Below are 18,298 nucleotides of genomic sequence, written 5' to 3'. Positions count from 1 at the left end.
CTGATACTGGGGCATGGCGGCCGACGACGATGTCGGTTACGGGCTGCTCCCGCAAGGGGGCGCCGTCGTCGGGCGGGGGAGGCCGGGCTCAGGTGACGGGCGGCAGGACGGGTGGCGCCACGGGCGCCGGCCCGACGCTCTCCCGCTCCTGCAGGGACATCTCCAGCATGGTGACCGCCGGCTGCGGCTGGGACCGGTGGCGCAGGTGCCCGACGATCGCCGTCGCCGCCCGCATGCCCAGCCGCCGCGACCCGGCCGCCAGGGAGGTGAGCCCCGGGTTGGTCAGGGCGGACAGGTCCACGTTGTCCACGCCGATGATCGATACATCCTCGGGCACGCGCAGGCCGCGAGCGACCGCCGCCTTCATGAAGCCGATCGCCAGGAGGTCGTTGTAGCCGACAACGGCACTGGTCGGGTGGCGGCCCCACGTCTCCAAGGCGTGCAGTCCACCGCCGATGGTGGGGGAGAAGGGCCCGATCCGGCGCGGGCGCAGGCCGAGGGCATGACAGGCGCGGGTCAGCCCCTCCCAGCGAGTGCCGTTGGACCATGAGTCCGGCGGCCCCGCCAGGTAGGTCAGCTCGCTATGCCCGTGGGCGGCCAGGTGCTCAACGACGGCGCGCATCCCCTGTACGGAGTCCGACAGGATCGAGGTGACGCCGGGAACCTGCCGGTTCAGCGACACCACGGGCACGGCCCGGTTGAACTGTTGGATCGCCGAGTTGCTCATGCGGGAGGAGGCCAGGACGATCCCGTCGATCAGGTGCAGTACCTTCCCGATGGCGGCCCGCTCCTGGGCGGCGTTCTCCCGGGAATCGACCAGCAGCACCGTGTAACCGTTGGTGCGCGCCGACTCCTGCAGGCCGATCATGACGCGGCTGAAGAAGGGGTTGCCGACGTCGGCGATCGCCAGCGCGATCACATAGGTTTCCTCCGCGGAGTCGGCGGGACGGCGGGGCCGAGTGCGCTTGTAGCCCAACTGTTCGGCGACGACGTAGATGCGGTCGGCGGTCTCGGTGGACACCCGGCCGGGGCGGGTCAGCGCGCGGGACACGGTCGATGGCGCAACCCCGGCCGCGGCGGCGATGTCGTAGATCGTGATGGGCTTGTCGCGCCCGCGCTCCTCTGCGCCCTGTGGACGCGTCGAGGCATTGTCGACGTCGGCTAAGGCGGTGGTGTCGTCGTCCGAGACTGTGGTTGGCAAGCGTGCTCCTTTCCGAGTGGCGGGCGGTGCCGCGTTGTCGCGGCCGGGAGTCCGAAGCGAGTGAGCGGGTCAACACTCGTGGCTGCGCCGCTTGCCCAGCCAACGGTCTCGCACCACGAAGGCATTCTGCTTGGGCTCGCGCGACCGGGTGAACATGCCCTTCTTGTTGCCGCCGACTCGGGTGGTGCCGGTCCCGGTCTGGAAGTCGGCGAAATTCCACATCTGCTCACCCACGATCTGCGGGTAGGCGTCGAAGACGCGGTGGTACATGGCCAGCAGGTCCACCTGAAACTCCTCGGACCACGGGCGGCGCAGCAGATCCCGCATACCGGACAGCGTGTCGGCCCCGTACTCGGTGAACAGGATCGGCTTGCCCGGTGCCCGCTCGATCCAGGCGTCGATCTCCGCTCGCAGTCCCGCCTCGGCGGCCGGCAGGTCGCCGTTGTTCACGTACCAGCCGTAGTAACGGTTGAGCATGACCACGTCGAACAGGTCAACCACCCGCTCCTGGGCGGGCTGTCCCATCATCACATTGACATAGCCGACCGGTCGGGTCGGGTCCGCTTCCCGGGCTGCGGCGGCCAGAGGCTCGAAGTATCGCAATGAGGCTTCGGTGTTGCTCTCCGGCTCGTTGGCCAGCGACCACAGCACTACGCACGGGTGATTCTTGTCTCGGGCGATCAACTCGCGGATGTGGTCGGCGTGAGCCGCCTGCGTATGTGCGTTCACGTGGTCCTCGCTGAACAAGGGAATCGGATCGCCCCCGAAGAAGCCGCCGATGATGGCCGTGTTCAGCCCGACCGCCGCCGTTTCGTCGATCACCACGAAGCCGCGTTCATCGGCGTAGTCCATGACCTCCTCGGCGTAGGGGTAGTGGGAGGTGCGGAAGGAGTTCGCGCCCTGCCACTCCATCAGCTCGAAGTCATGGACCATGAGCGCGGGATCGTGTCCCTTGCCCCGTACCAGGTTGTCCTCGTGGCGGCCGTAGCCGCGGAAGTAGAACGGCTCCCCGTTGATGAGGAACTGCGAGTCGCGCACCGTCACGGTGCGCACGCCGAAGCGCTGCGGGTAGACGTCCTCACTCGCGCCGCCGTCCGCGGAGCCGCGGGCGTGCACCTCCAGCGTGTACAGGTAGCCGGAACCGGGCTGCCATAGGTTTACGTTGTCGATGGTGAGCGTCCCGGCGGCGCCTTCGGCATGGGCGACCTCCGCACCGGCGGCATCCTTGACGACGACGTGGACGTGCTCGGCGCCCTCCGCCTCAACGGTGTAGGTGACGCGTCCGGCGGTGCCCTCGGGGCCGGTGGCGTAGTCGGTGACGATGGTGACGTCGGTGACGGCGATCCACGGCCGGGTATAAAGCACGACCGAGCGGTGGATGCCCGCGTAGTTGAAGAAGTCGTGGAAGTAACGCTGCACGGTGCGTCCCTGGGCGTCCTCCGCGAGGAAGCCAACGGGGATGGACTGCCAGGACAGTCGATTGTCCACGCGCACGGTGATGCGGAAGTCGCGCCCAGCCGTCACATGGTCGGTGATGTCGGCCTCGAAAGGAAGGTAACCGCCCGTGTGCTGGGCAACCTCGACGCCGTCGACCCACACGCGCGCCTCATGGGTCACGGAGCCGAAACGTAGAACCAGTCGGTCCTCGCCCAGATTGTGCGGGGCGACGGCCTCGCGCTCGTACCATGCAGGACCCACGTGGTCGTGGACCTCGGGGGCGATGGTGATGTCGTTGTAGGAGGCGGGCACCGGCATGGGGCGCGGTGCGGGCAGGGGTGTGGCGAACCAACGCTCGGCCTGACCACGGTCCTCCGGGTCGAGCTGGAAGCGCCACACGCCATCTAGGCTGGTGACGGTACGTGACGAGGAAGCGCGTACGGACAGCATGGAGGCTCCTTTACCGGTCTGCGCCTACCCGTATCACCACCTAGGCGCGGCGAACAAGCCGCGCAGGCCCGGTGGACAACGGTGGCCAACAGCAACATCTCACAACACGGGCTCCTTGATGACGGCGAGTTGCCGTTTGTTGCCGAAAGGGATGGTCGCGGGAGTGACCGAGTGGACAGCGCAGCGGCCAACAGCCCCCGCCCGCGTCCTTAGCGGGGCCCAGCACCGTCCCACGTGCTTTGGACACTTCCGATGCGGTCGCATACGCTCGCTCCGCGTCGCAGATGCCGCGCCCGGCGATCGGGCTCCCGGCTCCAGGACCGCTACTTGCGTATGCCCTGTGGACTCACGCGAGACGGGACCGTCGGAGTTCAAACATCGTCGCCGCACCGGGTGTGCCTTGTCGTGTGGACGGGTGGTTGTTATGAACTGGCAATTACTGGCAATCGTTACGCCCGCCTTTACGGTCGAGGGACACTAGATGTGAGCTTGAACACATCTTGTGGTGTGTTGAGGGTGTCCGGTGAACGTGCCCATCGCGCGCGACGCTGCTGCGCGAACAGCGGCGCGATTGCTCCGGACCACACTCACACCTGGTTACGAGCTCATCTACATACCAATATGCGCGGAGCCAAGTGGTGCTCCGTGCGGTGATCGCAGAAGAAGGAGATCCAGCACCAATGCAGTTGCTGAATGAACTGACCAGTTGCGAGGCGACCGACTCCGGGTTGAGCGGCACACTTGATGGCCGGCACTCGATCGACATTGAAGTATTGGATGTTGACCTAGTTCGAGTGTGGATCCGCCGTGATGGGAAAAGTCGCCTAGACCGCACGTGGACCGTCGTCGGTGGAGATGATGACGTTCCGTGGGAGGGTAGAGACCGCGCGGACACTTCCGGCTTTCCCCACCCCGATGTCGTTGCCGTGGCAAACGAAGACGGTTCCGCCTCCATCGAATCAGGTCGGATACGCCTGGAAGTGAAGACCGCTCCGTTTCGTATTGAGGCCGCATGGAAGCGGGAGGACGGTTGGCACACGTTAGTCAGCGACCGGGCGACCGGAGCCTACTACCTTGGGTCCGACGCCGTTGAAGGGCGCGAAAGCGCCTTTCCTTACCGTACCGATGTGGCGCACTTCCAGTATATGGATGAGTCGAATCCGATATTTGGGCTGGGTGACAAGACTGGGCCGCTCAACCGGATGAACGGCCGCTATGAGCTTTCATGCCAGGATGCCATGGGGTATGACTCGGCGCTGACAGATCCACTCTACAAGCACACGCCATTCACGATCACGAAGACAATGAATGGAAGCTTTGGGGTGTACTACGACAACCTTGCGCACGGGTCGTACGACTTGGGAAAGACGAAGGACAATTATCACAAACGTTTCCGCACTTGGCGTGCCGATGATGGCGACATCGACTACTACCTCATGTTCGGTGATGCCGTAGAAGATGTGACGCGGGCCTTCGTGCGGTTGACGGGGCGTCCTCAATTCCCGCCGAAGTGGACCTTGAACTATTCCCAGTCTACAATGACCTATCCGGACGCGCCTGACGCGTCCGACCAACTTTTGAAGTTCATTGATCTGGTGAAGAAGTACCGCATCCCGTGTGGGTCCTTCCAAATGGGAAGTGGCTACACCTCAATTGACGGCAAGCGTTACTACTTCCATTGGAACCGTGACAAGTTCCCGGACCCGGCTGCCACGATCAAGGCGTTCCACGATGCGGGCATGAATTTCACCGCGAACATCAAGCCCTGCTTCCTCATTGACCACCCAATGTACGAAGAGATGAAGGAGCTCGGGCTCTTCATCAAGGACGCTCGCACGGGCGGTCCCGAGGTAAGTGCTTTCTGGGATGAACAGGGGTCGCATCTGGATTTCACTAACCCTAAGGCCGTTGAGTGGTGGAAGAAGCAGGTCAAGGAACAGCTACTGGAATACGGCATTGACGTTGCCTGGAACGACAACAACGAGTTTGAAGTCTGGGACGAGAACGCCATATGCGACGGTTTCGGCGATCCTCTGCCCGTGGGCCTGATGCGGCCGGTGCAGTCAATGCTGATGATCCGTGCGTCACTGGATGCGCAGTCGGAGTTCGATCCAGAGCGCCGTCAGTTCTCCGTCGTTCGTTCCGGTGGGCCTGGCATCCAGCGTTATGCGCAGACCTGGTCGGGCGACAATTACACTTCGTGGCAGACGATCAAGGGTAATATTCGACAAGGCTTGAGCATGACTCTGTCGGGTATGTATAACACTGGTCACGATGTTGGTGGGTTCGCCGGACCGGCCCCGGACGCCGAGCTGTTGACACGTTGGATCGAACATGCGATCACAAGTCCACGTTTTCTATTTAACTCGTGGCATGACGATCAAACGGTCAACGAGCCATGGACCCACCTGGAGACGCTCGACTCGGTTCGGGAAACGATCAATTTGCGCACCCGCATGGCGCCATTCATGTATAACCTACTGCATGAAGCGACCGAGAACTACGAGCCGATTCTTCATCCCACCTTCACGCTCGACGAGAGCGACCCGGAGCTGTGGAAAGACACCGACGACTTCCTGCTTGGTCATGAACTACTCGTGGCCGCAGTGACGGAGCCTGGTCAGCGGCAGCGCGAGGTATATCTACCTCAGGTCGCCGGTGGATGGTACGACCCATATACCGGTGAGCACTATCGCGCAACGCGGACTCATGTCATCTTGGATGCGCCGCTTGACCGCCTCCCTGTGCTGGTACGTGCCGGTTCGGCGATTCCAGCGGGCGGTATTCTTGAGCAGTCTGCACAGGCGAAGGACGATGAGCGCACCCTGTATTTGTTCCCTCCTGTTGTCGGCGACCGGGCCGAAGGCTCGTTCTATGAGGACGACGGCAAGACAAATGCGTATCTTGAGGGCGACTGGCTGAAGCTGTACTGGACGCAGGTGGCTACCGAGAAGGCGGTGGAGCTGACACTTACCTTTGAAGGCTCTTACAAGCCTGAGTGGGAGGAGCTTCGCGTGTGTCTGCCCAAGGGAGACATGCGCCAGCTGCATGTGCAGCTGGTGGGCGAGGTTCCGGTACGGGTGGTGTCTGACTGACACCGCACTAGGAGACGCACGCCGCCCGCACTTGTAATGTGCTAATTGCAATGCTCGGGTGACGTGCGCCCTATGTGCATGATTTATGTGCCGTGTGTCTTCGATAATGAGGAACTACAATGAATGAGAAATATCGAAACAGTCGCATTTATACGCCTCGAGGTAAGATCGGGCTTGGTCGCGCAATTGGCTTCGGTGTCACCGACCTGATGGGTGGCGGCGCGGTGGCGATTGTGGGCGCCTGGCTGCTGTTCTTTTATACGACATACGCCGGGTTGTCGGCGACGCAGGGAGCATCTATCCTGGCGATTGCTAAGCTGGTTGACGCAGTTACGAGCCTGGTCATGGGGAATATAACCGACCAGTTGTACCGCACGCGCATCGGGCAGAGATTCGGAAGGCGCCACTTTTTCCTGTTGATTGGCATTCCCGCTATCTTCGTCTTTGCCGCGCTGTGGGTTGACGGCATGGGTTACTGGTACTATCTGACCACCTACCTGCTCTTTGAGATTGTGGTCGCAATGGTCCTGATACCTTGGGAGACGCTTCCTACTGAAATGACGACTGATTATGTTGAACGAACGAAGCTGTCGTCGGCACGGCTGGTCATGTCCGGACTCGCGACGTTCCTGGCGACATTCGTCCCTGGCCAGCTGTTCAGGCTCTTGGGCGAGAACTCGGCGACTCCATACCTTGTGAATGGGTTCATCTTCGCCATGGTTTTCGCGGTATGTATTGCCATTTCTTGGGGAACGACCTGGGAGCACTTCGTAGATGCCGACGAGGCCGCATTGCTTGATGAGGGGCAGGAGAAGTTCAGCCTTGTGGCCGCGATGAAGGATTACTTGTCCACACTGCGCATCAAGAGCTTCCGCAAACAGCTGGTTATCTACCTGTTTTCGTTTACCTCAATGGATACGTGGAGCGCCGTATTCGTGTATTATGTCGTGTCCGTACTCGGTCGCGACTCGTCCGTAGCGGCTAACATTTCCTCCCTGAGCTTCTTGGGTATCTTCGTCACGATGTTCTGCGGTTATCTGTTCACCAAGATCACGGCTCGTCAGCTGTGGTCCATTGCGTTCACAATCGTGTTAGCGAGTTCGGCGGGCTGGTGGCTGCTGTCGACGACGAGTCCTTCGAATACCACCACGTGGCTTATCATCATAGGTGTCATTTATCAAATTGGGCGCCCGATGTATGTATTTGTTCCTTGGAACGTCTTCCCGTTCATCCCGGACGTTGACGAGATGGTTACGGGGCACAAGCGCGCCGGCGTATTTGCGGCCGTGATGACGTTCGTACGCAAGTCGACGGTTGCGTTAGCAACAATGATTGTCGGCGTACTTTTGGATGCTTCGGGATATGTTGAGGGCCAGACCGCGCAGATTGCGTCCGCCCAGAACATGATCGTTACGATCCTTTCGTTGGGTGTTGCGGCCCTGATCCTCATCGCCTTCGGGACGGCGCTGACGTTTAAGCTCACCCGTGAGACTCACCAGATTATTGTCGATGAGATTGACCGCCTTAAGTCCGGAGGGTCTCCTGCTGATGCGACTGATGAGACGAAGAAGGTGGTGAAAGAGCTCAGTGGAGTCGACTACGACAGCATCCGAGTTTGGGACAATTACGGTGCACGTGCCAGTGCAAACCGTGCAGAAGAGTAGGTAGTCTCCGAAGCCTGGCGCTTGCCCCGAGTCTCTGGCTTGACAGGACCACTCATCTGCCGGCTTCGTTACGGTTGTCGGCGGTTGGGTGGTCTTGGGGACCTGCGGGGTGCCCACAGGGGCTGGATGCGTAGCACCGATCACCTCGGCACGCCAGTTGATGCCGCTCTCGGGGCGACAACTCCTGGCAACTTCGGGTGTGTCGGGCGCTCGGAGGAGAACCTGTGGGGTGTCGTCCGGCATACTCGCCATGCTGCAAAGCTGCGGTGCTGAGCAGCAGCCCAGTCACAACGCACCATGAGAAACCGAGAGCTCCATGATTCTCACCATTGACGGTCTTGAGGACCATGACGCGTTCCGGGACGCGGGTGTCATCACGCCCGGCTTCGACGTCGCCGCCATGCAGGACGCGGGGAGACGCCGTCCGCGCTGGCTCCACCTGGGTGCCGGCAATATCTTCCGCGTCTTCCTGGCCCGTATCGCCGAAGACCTCATCGCCGCCGGACACCACTGGCCCATTACCGCCGTCGTCACCACCGACCCGGCCGGCTTCAACGCCCGGCTCGGCGCCCACGACCTACTCACCCTCGGCGTCACGCTCAACCCCGACGGCGGCCGCGATCTGCGCGCCATCGCCGGGGTGTGCGAGGCCCTGGTCACCCGCCGCGAGGGCGACCTCGCCCGTCTGTTCGCACTCGCCGCCGATCCAGAGGTCACGCTTGTCTCCCTGACCATCACCGAGAAGGGCTACGCCGTTCACGACGGCGCCGGCCGACTCCTGCCAGAGCTCGCCGACGCCGTCGCCACCGATCCCCACGGTTACCAGTCCCACGCCATGGCGGTGCTCGCGGCCCTTCTGCTGACCCGCTACGAGGCGGGCGGCGCCCCCATCACCCTGATGAGCTGCGACAACTTCAGCCACAACGGCGATCGGCTGCGAGAGGCGATCACCGTCGTCGCCCGCGGCTGGGTGCAGGCCGGCTCCGCGTCGGAGAGTTTCCTCGCCTGGCTGGCCGACCCGACCCGCGTCGCCTTCCCCATCACCGTCATCGACAAGATCACTCCGCGACCCAGCCCGGCCGTCAGTGACGACCTGGCCCGGCTCGGCTTCACCGACATGGCGCTGGCCACCCGTGGACGCACCGCGATGGCCGGCTTCGTCAACGCCGAACCCACCGAGTACCTGATCATCGAGGACGCCTTCGCCGCCGACCGCCCGCCCTTCGAGCAGGCCGGCGCGCACGTGGTCGCACGCGAGGTGTGCGACAAGTTCGAGAACATGAAGGTCACCACCTGCCTCAACCCGCTGCACACGGCTCTCGCCGTCGCCGGCTGCCTACTGCGGATGCCCACGATTGATGCGGAGATGCGCGACCCGGCCCTGGAAGCGCTGGTCAGCCGCCTGGGCTGGGACGAGGGCCTGCCGGTGGTCTCCGATCCCGGCGTCGTCGCCCCCGCGGATTTCCTCACCGAGGTCCTGGGAGCCCGCTTCACCAACCCCTACCTGCCCGACGACCCGGCCCGCATCGCCATGGACACCTCGCAGAAGCTGCCGATCCGCTTCGGACAGACCCTGCTGCGCTACCGCGAACGCAGCCTGGACCTGGGCGGCCTGACGGCCATCCCGCTGGTGATCGCCCTGTGGTGCCGCTATCTGACGGGCATTGCCGACGACGGTGCGCCCTTCACGCCGTCCTCCGATCCGCGCTATGAGGAGCTGCACGCCCACGTGGCCGGTCTGTCCCTGGGCGGGAGCGCCGACGCCGCGGCCATCCACGCCGCACTGCGACCCATCCTGTCCGACCCGACCCTGTTCGCCCTGGACCTGTACACCACCCCGCTGGCCGTCAAGATCGAGACACTGCTGGCGCGACTACTCGCCGGCCCCGGCGCCGTGCGCACCACCATCGAGGAGGAGATGCTGCCATGAAGATGACCTTCCGCTGGTATGGGGAGGCCTACGACCCGATCCCCCTGGAGCATGTGCGCCAGATACCCGGCATGACCGGCATCATGGGGGTGTTGGACCAGTACGCCGCGGGCGAGGTCTGGAGCCGGGAGGACATCGGCGCCCTGGTGGATCGGGTACATGCCCAGGGCCTCGAGTGTGAGGTGATCGAGTCCGTCAATGTCCACGAGGACATCAAGCTGGGACTGCCCAGCCGTGACGCCTACATCGCCAACTACTGCCAGACCTTGGAGAACCTGGCGGCGTTCGGCATCAAGGTGGTCATTTACAACTTCATGCCGGTGTTCGACTGGTTGCGCACCGAGTTGTACCACCGCAACGAGGACGGCTCGACCTGCCTGTACTACAACCACGCCGACGTCGAGGGCATGGGACCGCGCGAGATCGTCGCCATGACCGAGCGCGCCTCCGGCGGGCTGACCCTGCCCGGCTGGGAGCCCGAGCGGCTGGGCCGGCTGGAGGAGGTGCTCGCCCTGTACAAGGGCATCGACCACGCCCGAATGCGCGAGCACTACCGCTACTTCCTTCAGGGCGTCATCCCCACCTGTGAAAGGGTCGGCATCCGCCTGGCGGTCCACCCCGATGACCCCGCCTGGGACCTGTTCGGCCTGCCGCGCGTGTGCAAGAACCGGGACGATGTGGACGCCATCGTGGGCCTGGTCGACTCCCCGGCCAACTCCCTGTGCGTGTGCTCCGGGTCCCTCGGCTCCAACCCGGACAACGACGTGCCCGCGATCTTCCGCGAATTCGGTGAGCGCGGCCGCATCGCCGCCGCCCACGTGCGCAATGTCAAGCACCTGGGCCCCAAGCACTTCCAAGAGGCGCAGCACCTGTCCGCCGACGGCAGCCTGGACATGGCCGCCATCGTCGAGGCCATCTACGACACCTGCCCCGACGTCTACGTGCGCCCCGACCACGGCCGCATGATCTGGGGCGAGACCGGCCGCCCCGGCTACCCGCTGTACGACCGCGCCCTGGGAGCCACCTACATCAACGGCCTGTACGAGGCCACCGCCAAACTCAAGTCCCGCCCCGCCCCAACCACTGAGATCGGTTGAAGTAACCACCGAGATCGGTCGATATGGTTGTCGAGACCGGCACAACTGGCGTGCCGAGACCGGCGCAAATGACGTGCGCACTAATAACCACGGGCACAGATAAGGAGATCCAATGACAAGAACCACTGAAACACCCGGCCCGAACGCCTCCACAGCGTCGTCGTCTCTGACCGCTCTCCTGGCTGCCAACCCGGTGGTGCCCGTAGTCGTCGTCGACTCCGCGCAGGACGGCGTGAACGTCGGCAAGGCGCTGGTCGCCGGTGGCATCACCACGGCGGAGGTAACCTTCCGCACCGCCGCGGGCGCCGACGCCATCCGCGCCATGCAGGAGGTCGAGGGCCTCACCGTCGGGGCCGGAACCGTCATCAACACCGCGCAGGTCGAAGCCGCCGTCGCCGCCGGCGCGAAGTACATCGTGTCGCCAGGATTCAGCGCCGACGTCGTGCGCGCCACCCAGGACGCCGGTGTCCTCTCGCTGCCCGCCTGCTCGGACGCCTCCTGGATCATGGCCGCCCTCGAGCTCGGCATCGACACCGTAAAGTTCTTCCCGGCCTCGGTCAACGGCGGCGTGCCCGCAATCAAGGCGCTTTCCGCCGCGTTCCCCGGCTTGGGCTTCGTGCCCACCGGCGGCGTCAACGCCGACAACCTGGCCGACTACCTGTCTGTCGACGTGATCCGCGCCTGCGGCGGCTCCTGGATGGTGAAGAAGGACCTGGTCGCCGCGGGCGACTGGGAGCAGATCACCCGCCTGTCCGCCCAGGCCATTGCCATCGCGAAGGAGTGCGGCCGATGAGCACCGTCAGCGAAACGACTGCCACCGGGCCGGTGACCCTGCGCCCCGCCGAGGAGTGCCGCTACGACGTCGTCTCCCTGGGCGAGGTGATGCTGCGCCTGGATCCGGGCGAGGGGCGGGTGCGCACCGCCCGACGCTTCGAGGCGTGGGAGGGCGGCGGCGAGTACAACGTCGCCCGCGGCCTGTCCCGCTGCTTCGGCCTGCGCGCCGGCGTGGTCACCGCGCTCGCGGACAACGAGGTCGGCCACCTGATCGAGGGCATGATCCTGGCCGGCGGCGTCGACCCCATGATCACCTGGGCGCCGTACGACGGCATCGGCCGTACCGTCCGCAACGGGTTGAACTTCACCGAGCGCGGCTTCGGGGTGCGGGGCGCCGTCGGCGTGTCCGACCGCGGGAACACCGCCATCGCCCAACTGCGGGCCGACGACGTCGACTTCGAGTACCTGTTCGGCACCCTCGGGGTGCGCTGGCTGCACACCGGCGGCATTTTCGCCGCTCTGTCCGAGTCAGCGGCCGAGGTCGCCCAGGCCGCCATGAGTGCCGCCCGCCGCCACGGCACGATCGTCTCCTACGACCTGAACTACCGGCCCTCCCTGTGGAAGGGGATCGGTGGCATTGAGCGGGCCCAGGAGGTCAATCGGCGCCTGGCGCGCCTGGTGGACGTCATGATCGGTAACGAGGAGGACTTCACCGCCTCCCTCGGTTACGAGGTGGAGGGCGTGGACGCCAACCTGTCCAAGCTGGACACCACCGCCTTCGAGCGCATGATCGAGCGGGTCACTGCCGACTTCGATAACTTCAAGGTCGCCGCCACTACCCTGCGCCAGGTGCGTACCGCCACGGTCAACGACTGGTCGGCGATCGCCTGGTCGCGGCAGGACGGTTTCGTGCGCTCCACCCAGCGGCCGGGGCTGGAGATCCTCGACCGCGTCGGCGGCGGCGACTCCTTCGCCTCCGGGCTGATCTACGGGCTCATCGACACCGGCGACCTGGCCACCGCGGTCGAGTACGGCGCGGCTCACGGCGCCTTGGCGATGACCACGCCCGGCGATACGAGCATGGCCACCAAGGCCGAGGTTCTGCGTCTCGCCGCCGGGGGCGGCGCCCGGGTGCAGCGCTGACGGACGGCCGTCTGAAACACGCTTTCGCCTCAAGTACACGAGTTTTGGAGGTTTGCGGGTGCTGGGCGCATGCATACCTCTAAAACTCGTGTTCGAGGCGTGAACGCGTGTTCGTGGCGCACGGGGCACCAGGGGTGTGTGGCGCGTGGAGGGCAGCGCCTCACATCCAGGCGACCGGGTCGGCGACGACCTCCTCCAACAGGGACCAGGCCGCGCCGGTGACCGCCGGCGTCTGATCCTGCGAGGTGGTGATCACCTCGGGCACCGACCAGCGAGAGGACAGCACCCGCTGGCGCAGCTCCGCCTCCAACTCGGGACGCAGGATGTCGGCCAGTGGGGCGAGGTGGCCGCCCAGGATCACCGTGGGAATGTCCAAGACGTTGATGGCGGCGCTCAGTCCGACGCCGAGCGCCCGGGCGGCATCGGTGACGGCCCGACGTGCGGCCGGCGCCTCCGCCTCCCAGGCCGCCACCAACTCCTGCGGCCCGGCCGTTGCCTCCAAACCGGCGGCGGCCAGAATGAGCCGGCGGCCGGCGTAGCGTTCAACGCAGCCGCGGTTGCCGCAGGTGCACAGCGGGCCGGTCGGGTCCACCTGGATATGTCCCACCTCGCCGGCGAAGCCCGAGACCCCGAGCATGACCCGATTGTCGCGCACAATTCCTGCCCCGATTCCGTTCTCCCCGGAGAGGTAGATGAAGGAGGGGGATGAATGCAGCGCCGCGGGTCGTTCGCGTCCCGCGGTCAGGGCACCGAAGTTGGCCTCGTTGCCCAGGCGCAGCACCAGGCCGTCCGGCTGGAGGACGTCGGTCAGGAATGGGCGCGGATCGATCCGCTCCCATCCCAGGTTGGGGGCGCGCAGCAGCGTCTCGTGCGAGACCAAGCCGGGGAGGGCGATGGCGGCGCCCACCTTGCGGGCCCGCCGTACGGCGTCGAGACTCAGCACATCGCGGGTCAGCCTTGCCAGCCGGGGCAGGACCTCCGCGGGATCGGAGGCCTCAAAGTCATCCAGCACTACCCGCTCCGCCAGCACCTGGCCGGACAGGTCAATCGCGCGTACCGCCATCCGCGACACGTTCACCTCCAGGCCGATAGCCACGAAGGTGCCCCGCGCCGGGGCCAGTGGCACTGCCGGACGGCCGGGCCCGGAGGCTGGGGAGGGGTCCAGCTCGGTCAGGATGCCGGCCGCCACCAGGTCGTCGGCCAACCGCGAGGCGGTTGAGCGGGTCATGCCGGTCATGGCGGCGACGTCGGCGCGCGATACCGGCGTGGGGGCGGCGAAGACGTGCCCGGCCAACAGGGCCAGGTTTGCCGTCCGCAGGGTGGACTGCCGTGCGGAGACAGTGGCTGCGGATGCCTGGGTACGGGGGGCGAGGGACGGCGACGCTGACGTCGTGCGGGCTTGAGACACGCCTTGACCATACCGCACACCCGTGGCATAGTTGCGTGAGCGAACAAAATCCGGCTCGAGGAGGAACCATGGTTCGTAAGCCCACCAAGGAAGACAAGTTCTCATTCGGTCTGTGGACCGTCGGCTGGCTGGCCGCCGACCCCTTCGGCGACACCACCCGCACCGCCTTGAAGCCCTGGGAGTACGCCGAGAAGCTCGCCGAGCTGGGCGCCTGGGGCATCACCTTCCACGACAACGACGTCTTCCCCTTCGACGCCACCGATGCCGAGCGCGCGAAGATCGTCGGCAAGCTCAAGGACACGGTGGACGCCACGGGCCTGACCATCGAGATGGTCACCACCAACACCTTCACCCACCCGATCTTCAAGGATGGTGGTCTGACCAACAACGACCGCTCCATCCGCCGCTTCGGGCTGCGCAAGATCCTGCGCAACGTGGACCTGGCCGCCGAGTTGGGCGCCACCACCTTCGTCATGTGGGGCGGGCGCGAGGGCGCCGAGTACGACTCCTCCAAGGACCTGGGTGCCGTCTTCGACCGCTACAAGGAGGGTCTGGACACCGTCGCGCAGTACATCAAGGACCAGGGCTACAACCTGCGCATCGGCCTAGAGCCCAAGCCGAACGAGCCCCGCGGTGACATCTTCCTGCCCACCGTCGGCCACGCCCTGGCCCTGATCGCCGAGCTGGACAACGGCGACATCGTCGGTCTGAACCCCGAGGTCGGCCACGAGCAGATGGCGGGTCTGAACTACACCCACGCCCTGGCACAGGCGCTGAACGCCGGCAAGCTCTTCCACATCGACCTCAATGGTCAGAAGGGCCTGAAGTACGACCAGGACCTGGTCTTCGGCCACGGCGACCTGCTCAGCGCCTTCTTCACCGTCGACCTGCTGGTCAACGGCTTCCCCAGCGGCGGCCCGCGCTACGACGGGCCGATCCACTTCGACTACAAGCCCTCGCGTACCGACGGCATTGAGGGTGTGTGGGAGTCCGCGGCCGCCAACATGGAGATGTACATCCAGCTGGCGGAGAAGGCCCGTGCCTTCCGCGCCGACCCGGAGGTGCAGGAGGCGCTCAAGCTCTCCGGCATCTACGAACTGGCCGAGCCGACCCTCGCCGAGGGGGAGACGATCGCCGACCTGCTCGCCGACCGCTCCGCCTACGAGGACTTCGACGCCGAGGCGGCCGCCGCCCGCGACTACCACTTCGTCGACCTCTACGAGAAGGCCGTCCAGCACCTCATCGGTTGAACCGGAGTGGCGATGGGGTGGCGCCAAGGCGGTGCCGCCCCATCGCCCGTCGGCCCCCGCGAGGAAGACGACCCTTCGCCTCGACAACGTCCCGCTTCAACATACGACTACACGACTACGCTTTAGTTCGTCCCTTCGAAATCCAACCGCCTTCAACGTGGAAGGAACTCTTATGGCCCTCGTCGCCGGCGTCGACTCCTCGACGCAGTCCTGCAAGCTCGTCGTCCGCGACGCCGCCACCGGCGCCCTCGTGCGTGAGGCCAAGGCCTCCCATCCGGACGGCTCCGAAGTCCACCCCGATCACTGGTGGACCGCACTCAATGAAGTGATCGACGCCGTCGGCGGGCTCGATGACGTCGCCGCCCTGAGCGTTGGCGGGCAGCAGCACGGAATGGTGGTGCTCGATGCCGACGGTGAGGTCATCCGCCCTGCCCTGCTGTGGAACGACACCCGCAGCGCCGGCGCCGCCCGCGATCTGATCCGCGAGCTCGGCGACGGCGACGAAGCCGCCGGGGCCAAGGCCTGGGCCGACGCCGTCGGCTCGGTGCTCGTGGCCTCCCTGACCATCACCAAGCTGCGCTGGCTGGCCGACCACGAGCCCGAGAATGCCGCCCGCATCGCGGCCATCTGCCTGCCGCACGACTGGCTCACCTGGAAGCTGTCCGGCGCCGCCTCGCTGGACACCCTCGTCACCGACCGCTCCGACGCCTCCGGCACGGGCTACTTCGACTCCGTGGCCAACAGCTACCGCCGCGACCTGCTCGCGCTCGCCCTGCACCGCAGCGAGGCCGAGGTCGCCGACATCGTATTGCCCCGCGTCGTCGGCCCACACGAGGAGGCCGCCCGCGGCGGCGCCTTCACCACTCCGACGGGGAAGGCGCGGGACCTGACCCATCTGGTGCTCGGTCCCGGCTGCGGCGACAACGCCGGCGCCGCCCTCGGACTGGGCCTGCGCCCCGGCGCCACCAGTGTCTCCCTGGGCACCTCCGGCGTGGTCGCCGCCGTCTCCGCCACTCCCACCCATGACGCCTCCGGGTTGGTCACCGGCTTCGCCGACGCCACCGGCGCCTTCCTGCCGCTGGCCTGCACGCTCAACGCCGCGCGCATTCTGGACGCCGCCAAGCAGGTGCTGGGAGTCTCCTACGACGAGTTCGACCGGCTCGCACTGTCCGCCGAGCCCGGTGCCGCCGGGCTGGTGCACGTGCCCTACCTGGAGGGTGAGCGAACCCCGAACCTGCCCGAGGCCACGGGCATGCTCACCGGCATGACGCTGGCCTCGCTGACCCCTGCGAACTACGCGCGCGCCGCCGTCGAGGGACTGCTGTGCCTGATGGGGGCGTGCGTCGACGCCGTGCGCGGCCAGGGGGTCGAGGTCGACGCCGTCACGCTCGTGGGTGGGGGAGTGAAGTGGGCCTGTGCCCGCGAGCTCGCCCCCGCCGTGCTCGCCGTTCCGGTGGATGTGCCCGAGCCCGGCGAGTATGTCGCCAACGGCGCCGCCAAGCAGGCCGCCTGGGTGCTTGCCGGCGGTGAGGAGCCGCCCGTATGGGAACTCGGCCCGGTCGAGCACCTGACCGCCGAGCCGCAGCCGCAGGTGCGTGCCGCCTACGATGCGGCGGCAGCCATCGTGGCAGCATCGCAGCAGGGGGACTGACTCGCGCTAAGGGCACTGCCGGTAGGGGCTCTCCGACCGGCTGCGACGGCGTCGCCGCTATCCCCGCGGCGGCGCCGTCGAGGCGCGCTCAGACAGCGTGGTCGCGATCTCGATATGGTGAGCCTCGGGTTGGCCGTCGTCTTTCATAAGGAGGACGGTTTCCACCGCTCTGCGTCCCATCTCCTCCAGGGGCTGCCGCACGGCGGTGAGGTGCGGAGTGGTGAGCGTGGTGATGAAGGTGTCGTCGTAGGAGACGAGGCTGAGGTTCTCCGGGATGCGTAGGCCGAGATCGTTGGCTGCCTGCATGACGCCGATGGCCTGGAGGTCGGAGCCTGCAGTGATCGCCGTCGGGCGTCTCGGGCCGAGGGACAGCCACTCCCGGGCGACTTGGTAACCGGTTGCCTGCGTGAAGGGGCCATGCCGGATGAGATCGGGCTCGGGGGTGAGTCCACGGCGGCTACAGGCAGACAGGAAACCGTCAAGGCGGGCTGTACCGCTCAGGGAGGCGACAGGCCCGGTAAGGATGGCCAGACGGGTATGACCGAGCCCAAGCAGGTGTTCCGCGGCGCTGTGCCCGCCGAGCCAGTTGGTCGCGCCCACGGAGACGATCTCCGGATGGGAGGAGTCCAGTGGGTCGATGACGACGATCGGCAGCCGGGCGCTTTCAATGCCGGCTACTGTGTCGGAGTCGAGACTCGCGGTAAGAACGACGGCGCCCGAGCGATTGCGTGACAGCAGTCGATGGTTGAGATCCGACTGGGGGACTGGGGAGGTCCTTTCCGCGGAGGTGTGGGTGCGCTCTATGACTAGATCGACGCCGTGAGCCTCGGCGGCGTCGCGGGCCCCCTTGAGGATCGTCATGGCGTAGGCGCTCTCGATTACGTCGGCCATGAACGAGATGGACGGGGGCGTCTCTTCGGGGTGGTGCACGCGTGTGACGTAGCCGAGTTCTTTTATGGCGGCCTCGACGCGAGCACGGGTGGCTGGGGAGACCTCGGGGCGGCCGTTGGCGACTTTTGAAGCGGTCGCGAGTGAGACGCCGGCCCGTGCGGCGACGTCCGCAAGCAGGGTGCGGCTCGCGGCTGGCGGGTTGTTCATGGGGGTGCCTTTCAGCGGTCGGTGTGATGTTGTAACCGCATGCCCGCATGGTAGGGGACCGGGAGAACCGGCCGTCCGCGTTTGTGGGCGTCGTGGCTGG

Annotated in this window: 12 protein-coding genes; 8 read left to right on the top strand and 4 right to left on the bottom strand. The window is 65.8% G+C overall.

Translation table 11 applies throughout. The features are described from left to right. Positions 1-88: 88 nt before the first annotated feature. On the bottom strand, positions 89-1,201 hold the full coding sequence (locus tag ACGLYG10_RS07405; protein ID WP_083565730.1) for a LacI family DNA-binding transcriptional regulator: 1,113 nt from the start codon (positions 1,199-1,201) through the stop codon (positions 89-91). 69 nt (positions 1,202-1,270) lie between these two features. After that, positions 1,271-3,088: a beta-glucuronidase gene (gene uidA / locus ACGLYG10_RS07400; RefSeq protein ID WP_073329886.1), complete on the bottom strand. Its 1,818-nt coding sequence runs from the start codon at positions 3,086-3,088 to the stop codon at positions 1,271-1,273. Positions 3,089-3,768: 680 nt separating this feature from the next. Between uidA and ACGLYG10_RS07395 the strand changes: the two genes are divergently transcribed. The 6 genes from ACGLYG10_RS07395 to ACGLYG10_RS07370 all read left to right on the top strand — a co-directional run bounded on the left by ACGLYG10_RS07395 (position 3,769) and on the right by ACGLYG10_RS07370 (position 12,791). Next, entirely contained in the window at positions 3,769-6,183 is a 2,415-nt protein-coding gene (locus ACGLYG10_RS07395; protein WP_073329883.1) for a glycoside hydrolase family 31 protein, read from the top strand. Between the two features lie 119 nt (positions 6,184-6,302). Beyond that, the gene (locus ACGLYG10_RS07390; RefSeq protein ID WP_073329880.1) at positions 6,303-7,847 is read left to right on the top strand and encodes an MFS transporter; all 1,545 of its coding nucleotides are present in this window, start codon (positions 6,303-6,305) and stop codon (positions 7,845-7,847) included. A gap of 316 nt (positions 7,848-8,163) precedes the next feature. Further along, entirely contained in the window at positions 8,164-9,777 is a 1,614-nt protein-coding gene (locus ACGLYG10_RS07385; RefSeq protein WP_073329877.1) for a mannitol dehydrogenase family protein, read from the top strand. Continuing rightward, positions 9,774-10,874: a mannonate dehydratase gene (uxuA, locus tag ACGLYG10_RS07380; protein WP_073329874.1), complete on the top strand. Its 1,101-nt coding sequence runs from the start codon at positions 9,774-9,776 to the stop codon at positions 10,872-10,874. The genes ACGLYG10_RS07385 and uxuA overlap by 4 nt, the downstream gene beginning before the upstream one ends. A gap of 112 nt (positions 10,875-10,986) precedes the next feature. Next, entirely contained in the window at positions 10,987-11,667 is a 681-nt protein-coding gene (eda, locus tag ACGLYG10_RS07375; RefSeq protein WP_073329871.1) for a bifunctional 4-hydroxy-2-oxoglutarate aldolase/2-dehydro-3-deoxy-phosphogluconate aldolase, read from the top strand. Further along, positions 11,664-12,791: a sugar kinase gene (locus ACGLYG10_RS07370; protein WP_073329868.1), complete on the top strand. Its 1,128-nt coding sequence runs from the start codon at positions 11,664-11,666 to the stop codon at positions 12,789-12,791. Before eda ends, ACGLYG10_RS07370 begins: the two co-directional genes overlap by 4 nt. Positions 12,792-12,951: 160 nt before the next feature. Here ACGLYG10_RS07370 and ACGLYG10_RS07365 read toward each other — a convergent pair whose 3' ends face one another. Continuing rightward, positions 12,952-14,199: an ROK family transcriptional regulator gene (locus ACGLYG10_RS07365; RefSeq protein WP_244542614.1), complete on the bottom strand. Its 1,248-nt coding sequence runs from the start codon at positions 14,197-14,199 to the stop codon at positions 12,952-12,954. Positions 14,200-14,267: 68 nt separating this feature from the next. Between ACGLYG10_RS07365 and xylA the strand changes: the two genes are divergently transcribed. Next, positions 14,268-15,449: a xylose isomerase gene (xylA, locus tag ACGLYG10_RS07360; RefSeq protein ID WP_073329862.1), complete on the top strand. Its 1,182-nt coding sequence runs from the start codon at positions 14,268-14,270 to the stop codon at positions 15,447-15,449. A gap of 172 nt (positions 15,450-15,621) precedes the next feature. Continuing rightward, entirely contained in the window at positions 15,622-17,100 is a 1,479-nt protein-coding gene (locus ACGLYG10_RS07355; RefSeq protein ID WP_073329859.1) for a xylulokinase, read from the top strand. A 57-nt stretch (positions 17,101-17,157) separates the two neighbouring features. Here the strand turns inward: ACGLYG10_RS07355 and ACGLYG10_RS07350 are convergent, their stop codons facing one another. Further along, positions 17,158-18,198: a LacI family DNA-binding transcriptional regulator gene (locus ACGLYG10_RS07350; protein WP_073329856.1), complete on the bottom strand. Its 1,041-nt coding sequence runs from the start codon at positions 18,196-18,198 to the stop codon at positions 17,158-17,160. Positions 18,199-18,298 lie beyond the last annotated feature (100 nt).

This window comes from Actinomyces glycerinitolerans (assembly GCF_900098745.1).
GTDB lineage: Bacteria > Actinomycetota > Actinomycetes > Actinomycetales > Actinomycetaceae > Actinomyces > Actinomyces glycerinitolerans.
The sequence above is the reverse complement of the archived record's forward strand: the minus strand, read 5'-3'. Positions and strand labels throughout refer to the sequence as shown.